Origin of the sequence: Streptomyces pristinaespiralis (genome assembly GCF_001278075.1) — a bacterium.
Taxonomy (GTDB): domain Bacteria; phylum Actinomycetota; class Actinomycetes; order Streptomycetales; family Streptomycetaceae; genus Streptomyces; species Streptomyces pristinaespiralis.
The window spans coordinates 8,102,135-8,122,312 of sequence record NZ_CP011340.1 but is presented as its reverse complement, the minus strand read 5'-3'; the positions used below and the strand labels follow the sequence as shown (position 1 = coordinate 8,122,312).

Below are 20,178 nucleotides of genomic sequence, written 5' to 3'. Positions count from 1 at the left end.
TGCGAGGGGCGCAGTCGCGGACCGGCGGGGCGGCGGGATGTCCGGCCGGTGCCCGGATGCCGAGAGGCTCGAGCTTCGGGCGCGGGCCGGGCGGATGCAGGCAGGGGCGGGTGCCGGGTACGGGCGCTCCCCGGGGGCGCAGCCGCGGGAAGCGTCCGGGTGACAGGGCGTCCGGCGGTGAGTGGTGGCGTGCCGGGGGCGGGCGCGGGCCGGGGCGGGCGCGGGCCGGCGCGGGCCGGGCGGGCGGGTGCCGGGTACGGGCGCTCCCCGGGGGCGCAGCTGCGGGAAGCGTCCGGGTGACAGGGCGTCCGGCGGTGAGTGGTGGCGTGCCGGGGGCGGCCTGGCCGGGGCCTGGCGCGGGCCGGGCGGGTGGGTGCCGGCCGTATGCGGGGCGCTCGCCGGGCGAGGGGCGCTGTCGCGGGCTGCCGGGGGCGGCGGGGCCGCCCCGGTGGTGCCCGGACGCCGAGAGGGCCCGGGCCCGGGCGTGGCCGTGCGCGGGCCGGGCCGTGGGCGGGGCCGGGGCTGGGGCTGTCTGCCGGGGCGTGGTGGGTGTTTGTGTCCGGTCCTGCGTGGGCCCTTGTTCCTGCCGGGGGCGCGGGTGTGGTGGCGCTTCGCACGGGCCCCGGCAGGTGGGTGCCGGGGGTTCAGGCGGCGTGGGCGGGGCGGGTGTGGGTGGTGGTGGGTGGGTGGGTGCGGTAGCGGGGGGTGTGGCCGGGTGGGACGAGGGCGGGCAGCAGGGGCTGCCACAGGGCGTGGACGCGGTGGGCGAGTTCGGTGGGGGTCAGGCCGGTGCCGGCCAGGACGCCGATGCCGCAGACGGCGGCGGTCAGCAGGCTCTGGCCGCCTTCGCCCGCGGCGTCCTCGCGCAGGTCGCCGGCGGCGGCGGCCTGGCCGAGCAGCCGCAGGACCTCGGTGATCCAGGTCTGGTGGAAGTCGGTGGCGGCGGGGTGGCGGCCGGCGCGTTCGTTGGTGATGCGCAGTCCGGCGCGTACGACGGGGTCCTGGTAGAGGGCGTCGGCCAGCCAGTGGGTGAGGTCGATCAGTGCCTGCAGGGGGGCGGCGCCAGCCTCCCACTGCTGCTGGACGAAGTCGCACAGCAGTTGCCGGCCGCGTTCCTGGACGGCGTCGGCCAGGCCTTCCTTGGAGGCGAAGTGGAAGTACAGCGCGCCTTTGGTCATGCCGGCGGCGCCGGCGATCTGGCCGAGTGTGGCACTGGCGTAGCCGTACCGGTCGAACATCTGGGCGCCCGCGAGGACCAGCCTGCGGCGGGTGCGCTCCGATCTGGCCTGCATCCCGGTTTCCCCTTTCTCTTCCCCGTTCACCTGCCGGCCCTCCTTGTTTTCGGGCCGGCCCTTGCCCCTGGTGACCCCTGGCGCCTGCGCGCCGGCGGCGCGTGGGTGGTTGCCTCTGCCGAGGTCGGGTCTTGCTGTGTGGTCGGTACGCCCGTGCGGATCGCGTGCCGCGTGCCGCATCCGGTGGCCGGCCGCGTACCGGAATTCCGGACCCGGACCGTGGGCCCGATTCCGGAGCCGGGTCGGCGCGGGCCGGGCCGGGGGTGGTGTCAGCCGGCCCGGCTCAGCCGCTCGCCGGTGCGGGGGGCGGGCTCGAGCTGTGGTTCGGGGTGGGCCATCAGGATCGAGCGCTGCAGGCGGCGCAGGGCGGCCGAGGGTTCCAGGCCCAGCTCGCGCACGAGGGCGGCGCGCAGCCGCTGGTAGACCTCCAGTGCCTCGCTGCGGCGGCCGGAGCGGTGCAGGGCGAGCATGAACTGGCCGTGCAGGTTCTCGTGGGTGCGGTAGCGGCTGACCAGGACGGTCAGTTCGCCCAGCAGCTCGCGGTGGCGGCCCAGGCGCAGGTCGGCCTCGATGCGCTGGTCCAGCGCGCACAGCCGGGTCTCCTCCAGGCGCCGTGCGTGCATCTCCAGCAGGACCCCGCTCTGCACCCCGGCCAGCGCGGAGCCGGTCCACAGCGCCAGTGCCTCCCGCAGCTGGCGGGCGGCGCCGGCGAAGTCCCCGGCGTCCATCGCCCGGTATCCCTGCCCGGCCAGCAGCTCGAAGGTGCGCACGTCGCTGGTGCCGCCGGAGGTGTTCAGCAGATAGCCGCCCGGCGAGGTCACCAGCACGTCCTTGGCGCTGCGCCGCCCGCCCCGCGGCGTGCCGTGCCCGCCCCCCGCCACGGTGCCCGGCGGCGTGCCGGGCGGCGTGCCGGGCGGGGTGTCCGGCGGGGTGTCGTGGACCAGGGCCGCCGAGATCAGCTCCCGCAGCTGCAGGACGTAGGTCTGCAGCGTGGTGCGCGCGCTGCGCGGCGGCCGCTGCCCCCACAGCTCCTCGGTCAGCGACGCCACCGGCACCACCCGGTCGGCGTGCAGCGCCAGCAGGGCCAGCACCTGGCGCGGTTTGGGCGCCGTGGGGGTCACCGAGACCCCGTTCTCCCTGACGGCCAGCTCCCCCAGCACATCGATGTCCACGCCGTCTCCCCTGTGTCGAAATCACGCACACGCCTTCACCGCAGCACGCCGGCCGCAGCACACCCGGCCCGCGTGAGCAGCCGGACACCACCGAGTAAAAAACAGGACGGACGGTTTGTCAATACAAGACCGCTCGTGCTGTTTTCTGGGAGGTGTTTCGCGCCGCCGCATCCGAACGGCCCGACCGGAGTGGGGCGAAAACGGGGCGTAAGGGGGTGGTGCGGGCGGTCGGGTGGAGGCTGGCGTCCGGACGGGCGCCACAGGAAACAGGGCGGGTGGTCTGCTATTGGGGGGTGGGGGTGCCGTGCGGGCCGGCGGGGACGATGGGCAGGCCGGGGGCGAGGCGGGGCAGCATCAACTCCCAGAAGCCGGTGATCTTGCATGCGGACAGCCATTCGCGGTCCGCGGCGCCCAGCACCTCGAAGCCGACGGTGGCCGCGACGACGGCCGGCGCGGCACCGCGCGAGGACAGGCCCTCGGCCAGGTGGCCCTCCCGCTCGGCGTCGTGCAGCATCCGCTCGACCCAGCCCCGCCACACCCCGCGCAGGTCCGGGCCGCCGGGCCGGGACGGGTCCGCGCTCAGGTCGAACCCGGCCCGCACCACCACGTCGTCGGCCAGCGCGCCCATCAGCACATGGGTGGCGTCCACCAGCGCCTGCAGCGCCCCGCCCGGCAGCACCGGACCGGGCGCGATGATCACACCCAGCCGCTCGGCCGCCTCCTGCTCCACCGCCCGCGCCAGCGCGTTCTTGTTCTCGAAGTGGAAGTGCAGCGCCCCGTTGCTGACCCCGGCCCGGGCACTGATGACGGCCAGCGAAGCGGGCGCGAACCCCTCCCGCGCGAACACTTCGGCCGCGGCACGCACCAGCGCCTGCCGCGTGCGGGCCGCACGCTCCTGCTTGACCATCGCAGCGATCCCCTCACTGACGGACGGCGGACCGCACACACGCCCCGCCCCTTGCGCTCACCCCGCACGGCGGAGACCCGGACACCGGGCGGCACACGCCATGCCCCGCTCCCCCACCGGCCGCGGGACGACACCCAAGATTAACAAACCGCTTACGCGGTTTGTAAGTGGGTGAGGGGATTCCGCTGCATCCCCGCCCGCTCCGCCCCTGGCCACCCGCCCCGCACCCCGCGCACGGGGCCGGGAACCGGGACAGACGGCCCCCCGGGGACGGGGCCGTGTGTCCCGGGGACCACGCACCCGCCCCGACGCCCGGGACCGCACCCGCACCCGCACCCGCACCCCTGGGACAGGCACGGCCCCGGGACGGGCACGGCCCCGCCGCACCCGCCGCACCGCGGGGCATCGGGGCGGCGGGGCCGGCGGTCAACCCCCGGGGCGCGGCGAAGAGTCCGGGCGCGGGCCTGTCCCGGGGGCCGCGGCGCGGGCCCTGCCCCCGGGCAGGCCCGGCCTGTCCCGGGGGGCAGGGCCCGGCCGGTCGGGGGCGGGCCCGGTCCGGCCTCGTCAGGGATCGCAGGCCCGCCCGGTCCGGTGCCGGGGGCGCGGTCCGGGGCGGGCCTCGTCAGGGGTTCGCAGGCCCGGCCCCCGGACGAGGTCAGGGGTCGGTGTGGCGGGTCAGGGGGTGGCCGGTGTGGTGGTGGGGGGTCCGAGGTGGACGGGCAGGGTGCGGTAGCCGCTGATGATGAACGACTCGAGGGGCTGCAGGTCGCCGACCGGGCGGGCCAGGCGTATGCCGGGGAAGCGGGCGAAGAGCGCGGACAGGGCGATGGTGGCTTCCAGGCGGGCCAGCGGGGCGCCCAGGCAGTAGTGGACGCCGTGGCCGAAGGCGACGCTCTCGCCGTGCGGGCGCAGCAGGTCGAAGGTGTCGGCGTCCTTGCCGTGCCGGGCGGGGTCCAGGCCCGCGGCGGCGAAGGACACGATGATCACGTCGCCCTTGCGGATGAGGACGCCGTCCAGGTCGATGTCCTCGACGGCGTAGCGCAGGGGGATGTAGGCGGCGGGGTTGTGGGTGCGCAGGGTCTCGGCGATCACGTCGGGCCAGTCGGCGCGGCCCGCGCGCAGGTGTTCGAGCTGGGCGGGCCGGGAGAGCAGGGCGGCGACCGCGTTGCTGATCAGGTTGCTGGTGGTCTCCTGGCCGGCGCCGATCATCAGGTTCAGGGTCGAGATCAGTTCCTGTTCGCTCAGCCGTTCCCCGCCGTCGCGGGCGGCGATCAGCGCGGAGGTCAGGTCGGGGCCGGGCTCGGCGCGCCGGCGGGCGACCAGCGCGGCCAGCAGTTCGGTCACCCGGTCCTGGGCCCGGGCCATCTCGTCGGCCGGTACCGAGGTGCCCAGAGTGGTGTCGATCGCCGCGCACAGGGCCTGCCGGTCGGGTCCTTCGACACCGAACAGTTCACAGATCACCCGCATCGGCAGCAGTTTCGCGAACGCCGTCCGCAGATCCACCACCCCCTCACCGCCATCGGCACCGGTGGGGGCGGTGGGGGTCATCTCGTCCAGCAGGGCGGCGGTGATCCGTTCGATCCGCGGCGCCAGTTCCCGGCTGCGGCGCGCGGTGAACGCCCCGGCCACCAGCCGCCGCAGCCGGGTGTGTTCCTCCCCGTAGGCGAACAGCATCGTGGGGGCCGACACCCAGTGGTACAGCGGCCACTGCGGCGTGATCCGCCCCTCGACGAACGCCGGCCAGTGCCGGCCCGCGTCCTTGGAGACCCGTCTGTCCGTCAACAGCCGCTTGAGCGGCTCGTGTCCGGTCACCGCCCACGCCCGCACCCCGCCGGGCAGCATCACCCGCGCGGCCGGCCCCCGCTCCCGCAGCATGGCCGCCTCTCCCGCCAGATCACGCCCCGTCACATCGAGCGCGTACGGACACCCCACCGACTCCCCACCCGACTCCACATCCACATCCACGTCCACATCCACGTCCGTGTCGATCTCCATGGCCAACTCCCCTTCCGTCCAGGCTCCCTCGGAACCCGCGCCCCACGGCGCGCACCGCCACCCTGCCCACCCCCGCACCCCCGCACCCCACCCCCACCCCCCGACCCCAAGGTCCCGGCGCCCCGGGCCCCGACCCCCAGGGGCGACCGGACGACAGACCGGCCGGTGCGGCGCAGCCCAGGACCCCACCGGGCCGACACAGCAGGAACAGCAGGACAGCGGGACGGCGGGACGCGGCGGTACGGAGTGGTACGGCGGGCGGACCCTCGAGCTGTGCGAACCGTGCGGGACGGGCGGGACGGCGGGACGGCGGGCGGAACTCTCGAGCTGTGCGGGGCGGGCGGGTTGGTGGACGCGGCGCAGCCGCGCCCACCCCCGGGACCGGCCGCACGGACACACCACCCTGCAGGAACGGACTCCCCCGGGTGTTCCAGCCCCGAGACACGACACAGGCCACGGCGGGCGCTCGCGGCCGGAGGCCGCCTGCCGGCACGGCGGCCCGCTGCCGCGCCGACACCAGAGCGCGCCCGGACCAAAAGGCCCAACAGGCGGTGCAGCGGCGGTGTCGCCAGGCCGCTACGCCGGCGCACAGGCCCGACAACGGTGACGCGGCCAAGACGGCCCCGGTACGCGGCAGGCGGCGAACACGCGGGCCTCAGCGCCCCGGACAGACCCTCCGGCCGGGACACGGGCCAACGGCGAACAAGCCGCGCACGACCCGCCCAAGGGAGCCGGCCGTGCACGCGGCCGGGAGCGGGAACGGCCCGCCCGAAGACCGGAGGAACAAGGCACGGACCCTGGAGCAGCCCGGCCCCACCACGACGCTCCGCCACCACGAAGCCCGAGGCACGACGGCGACGCCACAGGACCGCAGGTACAGCCCGCAAGACCGGCCCCGGACCGGGCACAGCAGCCGCGAGCACGGCGAAACTGCCGCACCCGTCGGGAAGACGCCCACAAACCGGCCCGCAGGCGGGCAGGCCGACACCACGACAGCGGCGGACCGGGAAATGCCCACAACCCCGGCCCCGCCCGGGGCATGGCCGGCGGAGCGGAGGCACGAAGACACGGCCGCCCTCCAAGCCCATGGGGCGCGGCCCAGGCCGGGACACAACGAAGACACGGCCGCCCCCAGGCCCGGCCGGTGGGCGGGTGCATGACCGCTGCCGCCTCCGTGGCCGGTGGGCGGGTGCGGGACCAAATGACCGCGGCCGCCCGGGGATCCCGGACGGCGAAGCAACCCCGGCCCCTCCCGGGGCGTGGCCGGCGGAGCGAAGGCACGAAGACACGGCCGCCCCCAAGCATGGGGCGCGGCCCAGACCGGAACACAACGAAGACACGGCCGCCCCCAGGCCCGGCCGGTGGGCGGTGCGGGACGAAACGACGGCGGCCGCCCGGGGGTCCGGACGGCGGCAAGGAAGACGGGAGAAGAAGGGGCGGGTGGGTGGGGTGGGTCAGTGGGCGGCGGGCTGGGGGGCCGCGTCGCGGCGGCGGACGGCCTCTTCGTAGGCAAGGACACCGCGGCCGGGAGAGAAGTCCAGGCGTACCAGCACCCCGGGCACCGCGATCGCCGTCATCAGGAACCGGTACAGATCGGCGACCCGTTCGGTCATGTCCTGCCGGCCGGTCATGATGTTCGACAGCACCTGCACCCCGGTGAACGCGCCCACGAACGTCTTGGCCGCCCCCACCAGATCCACGTGCGGCAGGATCTCCCCCGCCGCCTGCGCCTGCTCGAACAGATCCTGCGTCTGCTCCATCCACGCCTGCATCGGCACCCGACGGTCCAGCCCGTCCCGCAGCGCCCCCTGCTCCACCGTCAGCCGCACACTGCCCCGCACGATCGGGTCCCCGGTGTCCCGGCGCAGCAGATGCGCCAGCAAAAGCGCCCGGTCCACCGCCGTCTGCAGCATCAACTCACCCTCAGGCAGGTCCGGCAACGCGTGGACCTGCTCCGCCAGCACCCCCTGCGCCAGCTCCTCCTTCGAGGCGAAGTGGAAATACAACGCCCCCTTCGTCAGACCCGACCGCTTGAGGATCTCGGAGATGGTCGCCGCCTCGTAACCGACCTCGTCGAACACCTCGGCCGCCGCCACCAAAATCGCCCGCCGCGTCCTCACGGCCCGCTCCTGCCGCGCCATCACCACCACCTCCGACATCCCCGCACTCAACGAAAAGAAACCGGCGGGTTCGTATCTTAGCAGCCCAGCGCCCTACGGCCAGCCCGTGACCGCACCTCGGCCCCGTCACCGTGCACCGACCCGTAAACACTCCGCAACCAAACCACCATGGCGGTTTTAGTTACGGGACCCAAAGGTCCCTTTCAAGCGGAATGATCGCGTCCGACCAGCAGTGGAACCCGGCATATGCCGTCACCACAGCCCTCGAGTGTGACGCACGTCACCCTGAAACCCGCTCAACGCCTTGAAAACAAAACCGGTGGGTACGTATCTTTGGGGCCCTGCGCATCCCTAGACCACCGGACGACCCCTATCCCACGGGAGAGGCCATGACCCTGCTGACCCAGCCCACCACCCCCGCCACCGGGCAGGACACCCCCACCACCCCACCCGCCACCGGAGCCGGCACGAACGCTGCCCCCGGCACGAACGCGGGCACCGGCACCGGCACCGGCTCGAACGGGGCCACCCGAACGGGCACGGGAACAGCAACCACCGGCACGGGAACGGGCACCACCACGGTCACCACCGCAGGCACCACCACGGTCACCACCACGACCGCGGCGGGGGGCACTCTCGCGGTCACGTCAGCGGGCACTCTCGCGGTCACGGCCGGCGGCACTCTCGCGGCAGCGGGCACTCTTGCGGCAGCGGGCGGCGGCACTGTCGCGGCAGCGGGCGGCGGCACGGGAACGGCCACCGCGGCCGCAACAGCCACAGCCACGGCCACCGGGACGGGGGCGGGGGTGGGTAGACCGGTGTCGCCGATAACCCCCGTCACCGCCCCCGCACCCACCACCCTCTTCCCCCCGCCGCCGCCCGCCGCCGCCCGCCGCACCACCGGCCGGCCCACCGGCGACGACGACACCGACCAGGCCACCACCGACGCCGTCACCCGCGAACTGCGCCACCTGCTGTTCGACGGCGACGAACAGGACACCATCCACACCCCCTGGCGCACCCTGATCACCCACGACGCATTCCTCACCCACGACGACGACCTCACCCCCACCCAGCGCACCGCCCGCTCCTACCAGCGCCTGCGCCTGCTCAACGCCACCGCCGCCGGCGACCCCCTCGCCCTCGCCCGCGACCCCCGCCGCCTCGCCGCCCTCCACGAATGGACCGGCATCGCCGACAGCGCCCTGGGCACCCTCGCCGGCATCCACTACAACCTCTTCCTCGGCACCCTCCTCGACCACGACCACCCCGAACACCGCGACCTCACCCCCTACACCACCCTGCGCAACACCGGCACCTTCCTCGTCACCGAACTCGCCCACGGCAACGACGCCGCCCACCTGAAGACCACCGCCCACCACGACCCCGAAACCGGCGGCTTCACCCTCCACACCCCCACCCCCGGCGCCGCGAAATTCATGCCCAACACCACCACCACCGGAGGCCCCAAAACCGCCCTCGTCGCCGCCCGCCTCATCACCCACGACGGCACCGACCGCGGCATCCACCTCTTCCTCACCCCCCTCCACGACGAAAACGGCCTCCACCCCGGCATCCACATCACCCCCCTCCCACCCCGCCACCTCCCCCACCCCGTCGACCACGCCATCACCACCTTCACCCACGTCCGCCTCCCCCCCACCGCCCTCCTCCAGGCCCCCCACAACCGCCTCGACCCCGACGGCACCCACCACACCACCCACGGCAACCCCCAAAAACGTTTCCTCACCACCATCGACCGCGTCACCCTCGGCAAACTCTGCATGAGCGCCGCCGCCACCGGCACCGCCCGCGCCGCCCTCACCATCGCCGTCCACTACGCCAACCACCGCCACACCACCCACCACAACACCCCCACCCCCCTCACCACCCACCGCGCCCACCACGCCCCCCTCATCGACCACCTCGCCACCACCTACGCCCTCACCCTCCTGCACCGCCACACCCTCAACCACCACACCCACCACCACCACAACGGCACCCCCCCACCCCCCAACCCCACCCACCCCCGCTACCCCACCGACCCACCCCCCACCAAAGAACAGACCCACCACCTCACCGCCCTCACCAAAGCCTTCACCACCCACCACGCCCGCACCATCACCACCACCTGCCGCGAACGCTGCGGCGCCTGGGCCCTCCACCCCCACAACCCCCTCGCCCACTACACCCAACACCTCGAAGGCACCATCACCGCCGAAGGCGACAACCTCCTCATCACCCTCAAAGCCGCCACCCACCTCCTCCTCAACCCCCCACCCCCACCCCCCACCCCCCCCACCCCCCCCAACCCCCTCACCAACCTCACCCACCTCAAAAACCTCCTCCACCACGCCCAACACATCTGGCACACCCGCACCAAACAAGCCCTCCACACCCCCACCCACCCCCACACCCCCCACACCCGCTGGAACAACGCCACCAACCCCGCCCTCACCATGACCCACCTCCACACCACCCTCCACACCACCAACGCCCTCCTCACCACCCTCAACCACACCACCCACCCCACCACCCACACCCACCTCAAAAACCTCACCAACCTCTACCTCCTCAACCAACTCACCCCCCACACCGCCGACCTCATCACCCACCACCACCTCACCCCCCACCACCACAACCACATCCACACCACCATCAACCACCTCCACAACACCCTCCACCCCCACCTCACCACCCTCACCAACGCCCTCAACCACCCCCACCAACACACCCCCACCCCACCCCCCACCCACTAACACGACATACACAGCCCCACACACCCACACCAAGACACGCCGCCAGAATCGAGGTGGCCGGTGACGCCTCCCCTCCACCGGCCCCGACGTCAATGGCACGTCGTCCCCGGTGTCGGCCACGTGCTCCAGGCCGAACGGGCCCAGCCCGTCGCCGAAGCCATGGCCCGGATCCTGGCCCGGATCATGGCCCGGTTCCTGGCCCGCCGCCTGATCACCGCCTGAGACCGTGTGCAACTGCCGCGCTCGTCGGCCCTCGGGACGCCGAGGGCTGACTGCGTCCCGCAGGCAGACGGCCACCCATCGCCGCACTTCTCCGGGGCCTGCTTCTGTGTTCTGCTGGAGGAACCGGGCGGAATCGTCACAACCGGCCGTCGTTGATACCGCTCGTGTCCCGTCGTGGAGCGTCCGGCGGTCGCGGCCGGGCCGGGCCCTGGAAGGAGCGCCATGCTTCAACTCCGCGTCGCGCCCCCCGCGCCGGCACAGTCCAGGAGCCTCCTGCCGGGGCGTGAACTGGCTGTTTCGTGGATTCTCATGATCCTGCTGGCGGGGCTGGCATGGATCCTCACGGTGGCGCAGTCCCGCGACATGGGCATGGAACCGGGGACGATGGGGCTGGCGCTACCTCTCTTCCTGCTGCTGTGGGTGATCATGATGGTGGCGATGATGTTCCCCTCGGTGGCACCGGTGGCCATCGCCTGGGCACGGTCGATCGGCCGGCAGTCGGCCGGCGCCGCCCGCGCCGCCCGCATCACCCAGTTCGCCGCCGGCTACCTGCTCTCCTGGACGGCATTCGGTCTGGCCGCGTACGGGGCGCTGTCCGTCATCGGGAGTCTTGTGGACGGCCATCCCGGTGCGGGTCGCTGGTTGGGCGCCGCTGCATTCCTGCTCGCGGGGCTGTATCAGCTCGGGCCGCTGAAGCGGGTGTGCCTGCTCCACTGCCGGAATCCGCTGGCGCACCTGGTCCGGTACGCGCGCTTCCGGCCGTGGGTCCGAGATCTGCGTGTGGGCGCGCACCACGGTCTCTACTGCGTGGGCTGCTGCTGGGGCCTGATGATCGTCCTTGTCCCGCTCGGTGTGATGAACCTGGCCGCCATGGCCGGGCTGGCGGCGGTGATCTTCCTGGAGAAGCTGTGGCGGTGGGGCCCGTGGCTCACCTGGGCGGTCGGCATCGCGTTCCTGGTCCTGGCCGTCATCGCTCCGTTCCAGGACGGGCTGCTGCCCGGGCTTCAGATGTCCGGGCCGTCGATGTAGCCACTCGCTTCCTGTTCCGGTGAGGCGCAGGATGGAAGGGAAGCCGCTTGCGTCCCGGGGAGCGGGCTCGGGTCACGCGGCTCGCCACTCCGAGTGGGCTCCGATGGGCCCGACGGGAGGGAAGCGCCATGACAGAACAGGTCATCACCGATGCACGCTGGCATCTGGCCGGCGACTGGTTCGACGTGTGCAAGTGCGCCATTCCGTGCCCCTGCACTTTCGCGCAGCCTCCGACTTACGGCGACTGCGAAGGGGTGCTCGCCTGGCACATCCGGGAAGGCAACTTCGGCGATGTACGGCTCGACGATCTCAATGTGGTGATGCTCGGCTCATTCGTGGGCAACCCCTGGGCCCGCGAGCACACCGACGCGTACGCCGCTGTCTTCTTCGACGAGCGCTCCGACGAGCAGCAGCGTGCCGCTCTCCAGAGCATCTTCGGCGGCGAGGCGGGCGGATGGCCCGCTGAATTCGGCGAGATGTTCGGCCCCGAGATGCGGGGCATGGAGTTCGCCCCCATCCGGATCGAGGTCGACGACGACCTGGCCACCTGGCGCGCGGAGATCCCCGGGCGGGTGTCGGCAAGCGCAGAGGCTCTGACCGGGCCGACCACCCCGGAAGGGGCACGGGTGCAAGTGCACAACGCGCCGGGCGCCGAGGTCGGGCCGGGCCAGGTCGCCACCTGGGGACGGGCCACCACCGACCACGCCGACGCGTACGGCTTCTCCTGGGACCGCTCCGGGAAGTCGAGCAAGCACTTCCCCTTCGACTGGACCGGCGGTCCGGGCTGACAGCGGGGCACGGTCCGCGCCGCGCCGGGGCGGCACTGTGTCAGCCCGTGGCGGGGCGGCGTAGCTGTCTGCCCACATTGCCGGAGACATGAGACGTCCTCATGCGCAGCGGCTCCGCCCCTGCCAGGTGAACCCACCTGCCTACCCGGCCCTCTTCCTGCGCCTCTCGTCAAGGTCACCTAACGGAATCGCGCCGCGAGCCGACTCCGTCCACCGGCGGCCGCCGGCCACGCGCGCAAGCGGTCGAGGGCCGAGGCGAGCGCGCGGACGCCGTGGTCGGCGGCTGGGCCGTTGGCGGGTCTTGCTGCTCCGGGCACCCAGCACGCAGGCGCCTGGTTCGGCGTCCCGGCCCGCAGCCTGTCGGACCGGTCGGCGGAGCAGACCGTTGAGCTGGTCGTCCAGCAGTTCCCAACGGGATCGGACGGGTCGCTGGGAGACGGCCGCCGTCCGAGAGGCATGTTTCTGGCAGTACCGAGGGCGGCCATCCCCGCCACAGGGCGCAACAAGGCGCAACAGGCGGCGTGTTGCGGACAGGAGGGAAGGGGCCAGATACGGAGCTTCGAGACCCGCCCTTGTACCCACCTGCCACAGCAGACGCCTACGGCGCCTCACGGCCACCGCCATCGAGAAGGGCCGGGACCTGTCCTTCTCGATGGCGGCATCATGGCCCGACCACCGCCTATCGTCCGCGGCTCACCGAACGGACCGGCCTCACTTCAGGTGTCGGTCGAAGAACCGGCACCCGTCCTCCAGCTCGAACCACGGGGTGCCGGTGTGCCCTCCCGGATTGGCGTGCAACGTCTTCTCCTTGCTGCCGAAGGCGTCGAACAGCTCCAGGGCCCGCTGACGGGGGTTCCCTTCGTCGTCCCACTGCAGCAGGAACAGCAGCGGAACGGTGACCTGCCGGGCCTCCTCGCGCTGGGCACGGGGCACGTACCCCCCGGCGAAGAAACCCGCGGCCACGATGCGCGGCTCGACCACCGCCAGCCGGATACCGAGCGCGGCCCACCCCCCGGAGTACCCGACCGGGCCGCCGGTCTCGGGCAGCTCGAGGAGGGCGTCCAGAGTGGTCCGCCATTCCGGGACCGCGTTTTCGACCAGCGGGCCGATGAAGGACTCCAAGAACTCGTCGACCGGCTCGCCGGCCTGCATCGCCCGCCGGAAGTCGGCACGGGCCTGCTCGTCGGCGGCGGAACGGGGACGGTCGCCGCACCCTGCGGCGTCGATGGTGGCCACCGCGTAGCCGCGCGCCGCGGTGTACCGGGCCCGGGCCACCAGCCGGGAATCCGCCTTGGGCAGGCCGTTGTTGTGGGCCATCAGGACCAGCGGGGCCGGTGCGGATCCGGGCGTCCACAGGGTGCCGGGGATCTCGCCGAGGGTGAATTCGCGCTCGAGGACGCCGTCGTCGAGGCGCTGCTCAGAAGTGAATTGCATGGTCGTGTCCTTCGGGAATGCGCTGGGACGGCGATCCCGGACGACCTATCGCCCGACCGTGACCCCGGAGGGGAGCACCCATGTCGATACTGCGTTCACGGGTACCACCTCCTCGTTCTCTCGCACGGCCTCCGGGAGATTAGCAACGGTCGACGTGGACCGCCACCGGGTTTCCGTGAGCCCTGTGGCCGGATGCGGCCTCACCGCACAGAGCGCGTCCATGCCCTCCAACCGTCGGGTGGCACTGCGCTCCGCAAGCTTCATGCCCCTTCGGCGTCCAGGCGCTCTGCGGACCGGAGCAGGTACTCGGGCAGTTTCGAAGTGGCCGCCAACACCTCGATGCCGATGAGGCGGTCCTGCTCGTCGAAGTCGAGGTTGATCATGCCGTCGACGTCCACCGGATCGCAGGGGTACATGTGAGCGGATTTCACGTGGGTCTGCGGATCGGTGAGGTACACGTACGCTGCGTTCGCGGTCTTGTCGTAGGTGACTCTGACGTCTGCCACGGTGGGCCGGCTCCCTTGGTGTCGTTGATGTCGGCAGTGTCCTTGTCCCTGCCGGAGGCTTCGCCGGCCTCGTATTGAGGCGGCGAACCGCAAGGCCAGGACGCCCTGACGATGTCGGCGATGCGCGTGGTGCCGCAACGGAGTTTTGCGCAGCCAACCGCGATCGGCGGGGCGATGCCCCCATCTCACCTCTGTCAGGGTTCCGTTCGGGGCCAAGGGGATGACGCGGCCCAGACCGGGTCGGCGGCCGTGACGATGAGAGCCCGGACCGCGAGCAAGCGGCCGAGTACCGACAGTGTCGCGACGACTGACGTGTCCGCCGTGGTCGCGGCCGCTTCGGTGCGGGTCACGGGCAGACCTCATGCTGTCGGCAGCGGATGCGGCCATCTGACGCAGCCTCGTACGCCGTTGACTCAGCCGCCTCGGATGCTTCTCCATCGCGAGCTCAGGTGCCGGCGAGACGGTAGGAGCAGCACGGTGCGGCATGGAGCCCGTCGGCGGGCCGCCGCCCGTCGACCGGCCGCCCCGGTGGCGCACGGAGCCCTCCGGCGGGCAGTTCCGCGTACGGCGCGTCCGGGGTTCAGTCGGTGATGTACCAGTCGTTCTTGAGGTACTCCAGGGTGCTGCTGCCGAGGTCGCTCTCGGAGAAGGTGACGGAGGCCCTGATCGCTTCGACCGGCATCTCGATCTTCTCCGGCGTTCGCACGGCGATGCGCTGCGGGTCGACCGTCGCGGTTTGCAGAGCCTTCTTCTGCTCGGGCGAGATCATCTGGAACACGGCGACGTACGTGGACGTGCACGGGCCGAATCCCTGATCCTCTGCCTGCTTCGCGGCCGGCCCGGCCACTTCGCAGACCGTGTCGATGTCCTCACGGCCCAAGGCGTGGAGGTACTGCTCGTACCGCCGGATCGCGCCCTCCTGCGTCCTGGGCCCAGGCTGTTCGCCGGTCGGCCCGGCCGACGGCTTCTCGGTCCCGGCGGACACGGACGGTGTGGCCGACGGCTCTTCGGCCCCCTTGGACGCGGACGGCCGCAGAGGCTTCGCGGCCGCGTCCCCCTTCGAGTCCTTCGGACCGCACCCGCACGCCACCAGCGCCACCCAGGCCGATACCGCCACGCCCACCATCGTCCGCGCTCTCATCGGGTCCCCTCACCGCCGGCCGACAACACGTCAAGAGCTCACGCAGGATCCAGGTGAACGGTTCCCGAGCCGCCCTGCGCCGCCTCGCGGTCCGGCGCGCAGCGGATGCACACGACGCCCCGCCACCCGCTCTCCCCGCCCCGGTCGAAACGCGGGACCGGCCGTGGGCAGCCGGGCCGACCTGTGTGCTCGGCCGCCGCCGGGCAGCAGGATGCGCTGCCCGGCGGCGGCCGAAGGGTCACACGAAAGTGGCCATCCTGGCGCAGACGTCTGGAGAAGGATCTTAAATATGCGCTACTTTCTAAAGCCCCTTTAGCAGAGGGGCAGTTGTCGAGCAGCGCAAGGAGGCATCCCTCTTGGTGGAAACCGGGATCCAGGTGGGGACGGCGGGCGTCATCACCGGCGAATTCCTTGCCGGAGCCCACCGAGGTCGACGAGCGGCACGCCACCCTGAACGTCACGTTCCTCGGCTGCGGTGTGAGGATGGGCGTGAGGGAGGGGTGCGGATGGCGAACTTGGGGCGTCGTGAGCGGCTGCGCGCGCAGATGTCGGCCGAGGTGCGATCGGCCGCACGCGACATCATCAGGCGCCAGGGGGTCGAGGCTCTCACCCTTGCCGAGATCGCACGCCGTGTCGAGGTGACTCCGGCCGCCCTCTACCACCACTTCCAGGGCGGTCTCCCGGAGATCGTGTGCCGTGTCGCCGAGGACATCGTCGATCACCTGGTGGCGGAGCTGCAGTCTGCTTCCGATGCGTGTCCTGCGGACAACTTCGCGATGCGGCTGATCGAACCGGTGCGTTCACTCCGCAGGTGGGCGATCACACACCAGCCGGAGTTCAATCTCCTGTTCGGCTCACCGTCAACGGCCGCCGGCGACGCTCACGGCGAGCTGACCAGCGCCTGGGTTCGGCGACTCGCCGCCGTCTGGGGCCCGGTCTTCGTGGAGTTGTGGACGGAACGCGCGTACCCGGTCCTCGCCGAAGAGGACATGGAGCCACGACTGCGGCAGCAGATGCAGGACTACCGGATCGATACCGGCGTGGATCTTCCCCCCGGCGCCATGGTCGTGATGCTGAACTGCTGGCGGTCGCTCTACGGCCAGATCGCAATGGAGGTCTTCGGGCACTTCGCTCCGCTCTTCTCCGATCAGGAGCCGATGTTCGAGTTGCTGATGCTCGACCTGATGCGCGGCCTGGACCTGCAGGAGCAGTACAAACCGCCGGTGCGTTAGGCCCGCGCCGGCAATCGCCCCCGCCGAGGGCGCGGCCGCCTCGGCAGCGCGGCGGGCGCCCCGGTGCAGCTCGTCACTCGCCATGTCCGCACGACGCGAAGCCATTTACAGGAAGGCTGATGGATGTCTACGTGGTTGATCATCGCAGAGGAGACGGTCACTGCCGATGGGTCGGCATCGCACCGACACGTGAAGGTCGTGCGGCCGGTGACGGGGAACAAGACCCGCGAGCAGGCTCTCGTCGAGTTGCACAAGGTCGCCAGGAGCCACACCCCTGACTCGCTGAAGGGCACATCGACGGTGGTGGGCCGTGACAGCGACGGTTCCTTCTGGGTGCTGCCGAAGAACGGCCGGGGCGAGGCCTCCTGCCATCTCCGCCTGATCGAGCAGATACGCCCCTGAGCCGACACGGGCGTGATTCCGGTCCGGTCGGACCGGCGGCCTGGTCGACGATCGACGCCGGTGGTCCGGCAGCTCAGCGTGCCGGCCCGCCGGCGGCTGCCGTGCAGGCCGCTGTCCGGGCACCTGCGACCACAGCCCATGACCGCCTGATGCCGGACCTGTGGGGAGAGACCTCGACGAGGCAACCCCTGGCCGGCATGACTCGCCGGGCGATGTCCCGGACCCTCTTGCCCAAGCGGGCAACCGCACCCCACCGACACCGAAGGAACCGCTCCGTGCAGATCGCGACGCCTCCGACACCGGCGGCAGGCCCATTACTCAGCTGCGACACAGCAGCCGAACGCGGAGCGTACGCGCGGGCTGTGGCCGCGGGCCTTGACTCCCCGCAGGTCCGAAGGCGATTTGATGCCCGGCCCGGGGTCACCGCGGCGGCGGTGCTCGCCGAGATGGAGTCGCCGGATACGGTCGGTCGGGCCCTGGCCTACGTCGAACCATCGCTTCGTGGCTACCGAACGGCGGTTCGCGAACTGGACCGCACACGGGCCGAGTTGGTGCGGCTGCGTCAGGTCGTCGGCGCTGATGTGTGGTCCGCCCTGGCGGTTGTCAGCGTGCCCGCTTGCGTCACGGCCATCTTCTACCTGCAGCGGTCGGCATTCTCGTTCTGGGTCGAACAGGCCCTGCTCGTCGCGTTGTTCATCGCTACCACTGTGCCCTTCGTCGTTGCCGTGTCCAAGCCGCGGTCGAAGCAGAACCTCAAGACCCAGTTCGAACTGTTTCTCCATCTCCTGTACCTGCCTCTCTCCGCCGTGGAGGTCCGCAATGCGGCGAAGCGGTGGGAAGATGACCTACGGGTCAACGGCACGCCCGGTGCAGCCCTCGCCGTGATCGATGAACTCATGGGAACTGATCCGCACTCAGTTCTCCTGCCGGGCCACTACGACGGTCTGCGAACCGCCGCCAGTGTCGACTGGGTGGTCTCCAGCGAGGCTTCACGCCAGCTGGAGCGGAAGCTTTCGGCCCTCGAAGGGGGAACGATCGCCGTGTCCGGTCCACGCGGGGCCGGCAAGACCACACTGCTGAATGAGTCGGCCGGGAAGAACGACTTTCAGCTCCGCATCAGGGTGCCGGCCGCATATCACCCCTACGACTTGGTCTATTCGGCGTTCGTCACGCTGTGCGAGCAGTTCATCCGGCGTGAAGGCTTCGAGGTTCCGCAGCTGACGCGGCTGTCAGGCTTTGTGCGAACCGGTCAGCGCATGCGCCGCGCGTTCCGCAGCTTGCGACGCCGCCTCTTCTTCGGCATTCCCGCCGCCGCACTGATCGTGCTCGGCACTGCCGCCACCGCGAAGGCGTGGTGGGACGAGCACAACGCCGGAGTGCGCTCGCGGGCGGGAACGGCGGGCCACTGGGTTGCACAGCACGCGGGAGACATCTGGCACGGCCGGAGCGTCGGTGCCGGCCTTTCCGTCACTGTGGCGGGACTGCTCATCTGGCGACTGAGGAAGTCCCCCCGGTGGCGGCGAAGGTTGCTGCGCGGACCTGCCGCTGTGGCCCGCGTCACCGCGTACTGTCTGATGCCGGGGGCATTCCTCAGCGTCCTTTTCGACCCCGACTTCAGGCGTCACGTCGGGGCATTGCCCGACGCGGCAGCTCCCGGTCAGGCCAAGGTCCTCCTGATTGTGCTCCTGCTGGTCCTGTGCGTCGTCGCCTTGGTCCGCGGTGACAAGACCTCGAGCTCCATGAAGGAGCGGGGGTGGAAGGCGGCCGGTTTCCTGCTGGCGTGCTCGGCCGCTGTCGTCATCTGGCGCAGCACGACGTTCCAGGCCCTGTTGCTCGATTCGGAGAACCCGGCTCGGCTGGCCTGCTTCGTAGCGGGAATGCTGCTCTTCTACATCGGGCGCTGGAGAACGAAGCGGGAAGAACCCGAACTGGTGATCAAGTGTCGCGATCACCTGTTCCAACTCAGAACTACCCAGTCGACGTCGGCCACCTTCAACATGGGCGTGGCAGGGCCCGGCGTGCTCGGCAGTGCGCATGCCTCGTCACTGGCGAGTGTTCCCCTGAACTTTCCGCAGTTGGTGGAAGACCTGAGGGCCCGACTCGGCGATGTCGCCAACCATGTGCACCGGCAACGCGGGCGCACCATCGTGTGCATCGACGAGCTCGACCGTCTTGGCACCGAGCAGCAAGCACTGCATTTCCTCAGTGAGGTCAAAGCAATTCTGGGCGTTCCCCAGGTGCACTACCTCATCTCCGTCGCCGAGGATGTCGGTGCCGCCTTCGTCAGACGGGGGCTCCCTGACCGTGATGCCACGGACAGTTCGCTCGACGACATCCTGCATGTCCAGCCCGGGGACGTGACGCAGTCCCTCGCCATCATGGCCAAGCGGGCCAGCGACCTTCCCGAGCCCTATGTGCTGCTGGCGCATGCGCTGTCGGGAGGCGTCCCCCGGGACCTGATCCGGTACGGGCGTCGCACGCTCGAAATGCACGAGGACATCTCATCCGCTCGGCAGGCGCCGGCAGTCGAGCTCACCGAGATCTCCGGTCGCCTGATCGTCGAGGAGTTGTACGACACGCTTGCAGGCTTCCGCACCCTTCTGTCCAAGCTGCACTGGACGCACGAGAACGCGGCCTGGTTGTCGACCTACCGTGTCGTGATGGACCACTTGCGCCATGCTCGCGCCGGCACCACAAGTGAACTCATGGAGGCTCTGGAGTATCTGGCAGCCTCCGGGGCGGTGCCTCCTACCGGATCTCCGACCGAGCCACCGGAGGCGGCTCGGCAACTGATCACAGAAGCGTCTGCCTACACGTACTACGCGCTCACCTTGCTGCAGATCTTCCAACCTGATGACTTCGAGGACCGGCGCCGCACCGCGAGCGCAGCGCCGGCAGGGCAGTTCCAGTTCCTTGCCGAGGCCCGGCTCGAGTTGACCGTCTCCCCGCACAGCGCACGGCCGTTGATCGACGCGGCCCGCGGCGCGTGGCATCTGCGCGCCCTGAGCGGCACCCTCCTGCCTGTCCGGGTTCCCCCGGCCCGGACGTGAGGCGTGACGGCTGCGGCTTCTGCGCCGCCTTTCGGCTCTTTCGGCCCTTTCGGCCGACAGGCTCGAACTCGGTGAGCACCAGCGAACACCCGCGCCACCACCGTCGCGCCGTACGTTGCGCCGTCCGTC

15 protein-coding genes and 1 pseudogene are annotated in these 20,178 nt (G+C 71.4%); 7 read left to right on the top strand and 9 right to left on the bottom strand.

Annotation, left to right across the window (positions count from 1 at the left end; translation table 11 throughout):
- Positions 1-644: 644 nt before the first annotated feature.
- The 5 genes from SPRI_RS34885 to SPRI_RS34865 all read right to left on the bottom strand — a co-directional run bounded on the left by SPRI_RS34885 (position 645) and on the right by SPRI_RS34865 (position 7,507).
- On the bottom strand, positions 645-1,292 hold the full coding sequence (locus SPRI_RS34885; RefSeq protein ID WP_053556644.1) for a ScbR family autoregulator-binding transcription factor: 648 nt from the start codon (positions 1,290-1,292) through the stop codon (positions 645-647).
- Positions 1,293-1,561: 269 nt separating this feature from the next.
- Positions 1,562-2,464, bottom strand: coding sequence for an AfsR/SARP family transcriptional regulator (locus SPRI_RS34880; protein ID WP_053556645.1), 903 nt, complete (start codon positions 2,462-2,464; stop codon positions 1,562-1,564).
- Between the two features lie 283 nt (positions 2,465-2,747).
- Positions 2,748-3,371 (bottom strand): ScbR family autoregulator-binding transcription factor, encoded by a 624-nt coding sequence (locus SPRI_RS34875; protein ID WP_053556646.1) that lies wholly within the window; start codon positions 3,369-3,371, stop codon positions 2,748-2,750.
- 675 nt (positions 3,372-4,046) lie between these two features.
- Positions 4,047-5,366 carry a cytochrome P450 family protein gene (locus SPRI_RS34870; protein ID WP_078951200.1) on the bottom strand — a complete coding sequence of 440 codons (1,320 nt, stop codon included), beginning with the start codon at positions 5,364-5,366 and terminating at the stop codon, positions 4,047-4,049.
- A 1,454-nt stretch (positions 5,367-6,820) separates the two neighbouring features.
- A complete protein-coding gene (locus SPRI_RS34865; RefSeq protein WP_053557673.1) occupies positions 6,821-7,507 on the bottom strand; it encodes a ScbR family autoregulator-binding transcription factor in 687 nt (228 codons plus the stop codon).
- A gap of 368 nt (positions 7,508-7,875) precedes the next feature.
- Here SPRI_RS34865 and SPRI_RS39800 point away from each other — a divergent pair, with 368 nt between their 5' ends.
- The 4 genes from SPRI_RS39800 (at position 7,876) to SPRI_RS34850 (ending at position 12,284) form a co-directional block, all read left to right on the top strand.
- Complete coding sequence (locus SPRI_RS39800; protein ID WP_053557661.1) at positions 7,876-10,245, top strand: acyl-CoA dehydrogenase family protein; 2,370 nt, start codon at positions 7,876-7,878, stop codon at positions 10,243-10,245.
- A gap of 60 nt (positions 10,246-10,305) precedes the next feature.
- Positions 10,306-10,467, top strand: a complete 162-nt coding sequence (locus SPRI_RS38650) for a hypothetical protein (protein ID WP_005321539.1) — start codon at positions 10,306-10,308, stop codon at positions 10,465-10,467.
- Between the two features lie 222 nt (positions 10,468-10,689).
- Positions 10,690-11,496, top strand: a complete 807-nt coding sequence (locus SPRI_RS34855; protein WP_005321538.1) for a DUF2182 domain-containing protein — start codon at positions 10,690-10,692, stop codon at positions 11,494-11,496.
- A 128-nt stretch (positions 11,497-11,624) separates the two neighbouring features.
- Entirely contained in the window at positions 11,625-12,284 is a 660-nt protein-coding gene (locus SPRI_RS34850) for a DUF1326 domain-containing protein (RefSeq protein WP_005321537.1), read from the top strand.
- 260 nt (positions 12,285-12,544) lie between these two features.
- Here the strand turns inward: SPRI_RS34850 and SPRI_RS39915 are convergent.
- The 4 genes and pseudogenes from SPRI_RS39915 to SPRI_RS34835 form a co-directional block, all read right to left on the bottom strand.
- A pseudogene (locus SPRI_RS39915) lies at positions 12,545-12,680 on the bottom strand (IS5 family transposase); the annotation flags it as partial.
- Positions 12,681-12,995: 315 nt separating this feature from the next.
- Complete coding sequence (locus SPRI_RS34845) at positions 12,996-13,718, bottom strand: dienelactone hydrolase family protein (RefSeq protein ID WP_005321536.1); 723 nt, start codon at positions 13,716-13,718, stop codon at positions 12,996-12,998.
- Between the two features lie 260 nt (positions 13,719-13,978).
- Entirely contained in the window at positions 13,979-14,224 is a 246-nt protein-coding gene (locus SPRI_RS34840; RefSeq protein WP_005321535.1) for a DUF2283 domain-containing protein, read from the bottom strand.
- Positions 14,225-14,804: 580 nt separating this feature from the next.
- Positions 14,805-15,341: a hypothetical protein gene (locus tag SPRI_RS34835; RefSeq protein ID WP_234020468.1), complete on the bottom strand. Its 537-nt coding sequence runs from the start codon at positions 15,339-15,341 to the stop codon at positions 14,805-14,807.
- A 530-nt stretch (positions 15,342-15,871) separates the two neighbouring features.
- On the opposite strand from SPRI_RS34835, the gene SPRI_RS34830 reads away from it, so the two are divergent.
- From SPRI_RS34830 to SPRI_RS34820, 3 genes are all read left to right on the top strand, one after another.
- The gene (locus SPRI_RS34830; RefSeq protein ID WP_106428498.1) at positions 15,872-16,597 is read left to right on the top strand and encodes a TetR/AcrR family transcriptional regulator; all 726 of its coding nucleotides are present in this window, start codon (positions 15,872-15,874) and stop codon (positions 16,595-16,597) included.
- A gap of 123 nt (positions 16,598-16,720) precedes the next feature.
- Positions 16,721-16,999: a hypothetical protein gene (locus tag SPRI_RS34825; protein ID WP_005321529.1), complete on the top strand. Its 279-nt coding sequence runs from the start codon at positions 16,721-16,723 to the stop codon at positions 16,997-16,999.
- Positions 17,000-17,274: 275 nt separating this feature from the next.
- On the top strand, positions 17,275-20,049 hold the full coding sequence (locus SPRI_RS34820; RefSeq protein WP_005321526.1) for a P-loop NTPase fold protein: 2,775 nt from the start codon (positions 17,275-17,277) through the stop codon (positions 20,047-20,049).
- Positions 20,050-20,178: the final 129 nt, after the last annotated feature.

Coding starts and splice junctions, on each gene's coding strand:
- SPRI_RS34885 (WP_053556644.1), bottom strand. CDS start 1,292: ATGCAGGCCAGATCGGAGCGCACCCGCCGCAGGCTGGTCCTCGCGGGC.
- SPRI_RS34875 (WP_053556646.1), bottom strand. CDS start 3,371: ATGGTCAAGCAGGAGCGTGCGGCCCGCACGCGGCAGGCGCTGGTGCGT.
- SPRI_RS34870 (WP_078951200.1), bottom strand. CDS start 5,366: ATGGAGATCGACACGGACGTGGATGTGGACGTGGATGTGGATGTGGAG.
- SPRI_RS34865 (WP_053557673.1), bottom strand. CDS start 7,507: ATGGCGCGGCAGGAGCGGGCCGTGAGGACGCGGCGGGCGATTTTGGTG.
- SPRI_RS39800 (WP_053557661.1), top strand. CDS start 7,876: ATGACCCTGCTGACCCAGCCCACCACCCCCGCCACCGGGCAGGACACC.
- SPRI_RS34855 (WP_005321538.1), top strand. CDS start 10,690: ATGCTTCAACTCCGCGTCGCGCCCCCCGCGCCGGCACAGTCCAGGAGC.
- SPRI_RS34850 (WP_005321537.1), top strand. CDS start 11,625: ATGACAGAACAGGTCATCACCGATGCACGCTGGCATCTGGCCGGCGAC.
- SPRI_RS34845 (WP_005321536.1), bottom strand. CDS start 13,718: ATGCAATTCACTTCTGAGCAGCGCCTCGACGACGGCGTCCTCGAGCGC.
- SPRI_RS34830 (WP_106428498.1), top strand. CDS start 15,872: ATGGCGAACTTGGGGCGTCGTGAGCGGCTGCGCGCGCAGATGTCGGCC.
- SPRI_RS34825 (WP_005321529.1), top strand. CDS start 16,721: ATGTCTACGTGGTTGATCATCGCAGAGGAGACGGTCACTGCCGATGGG.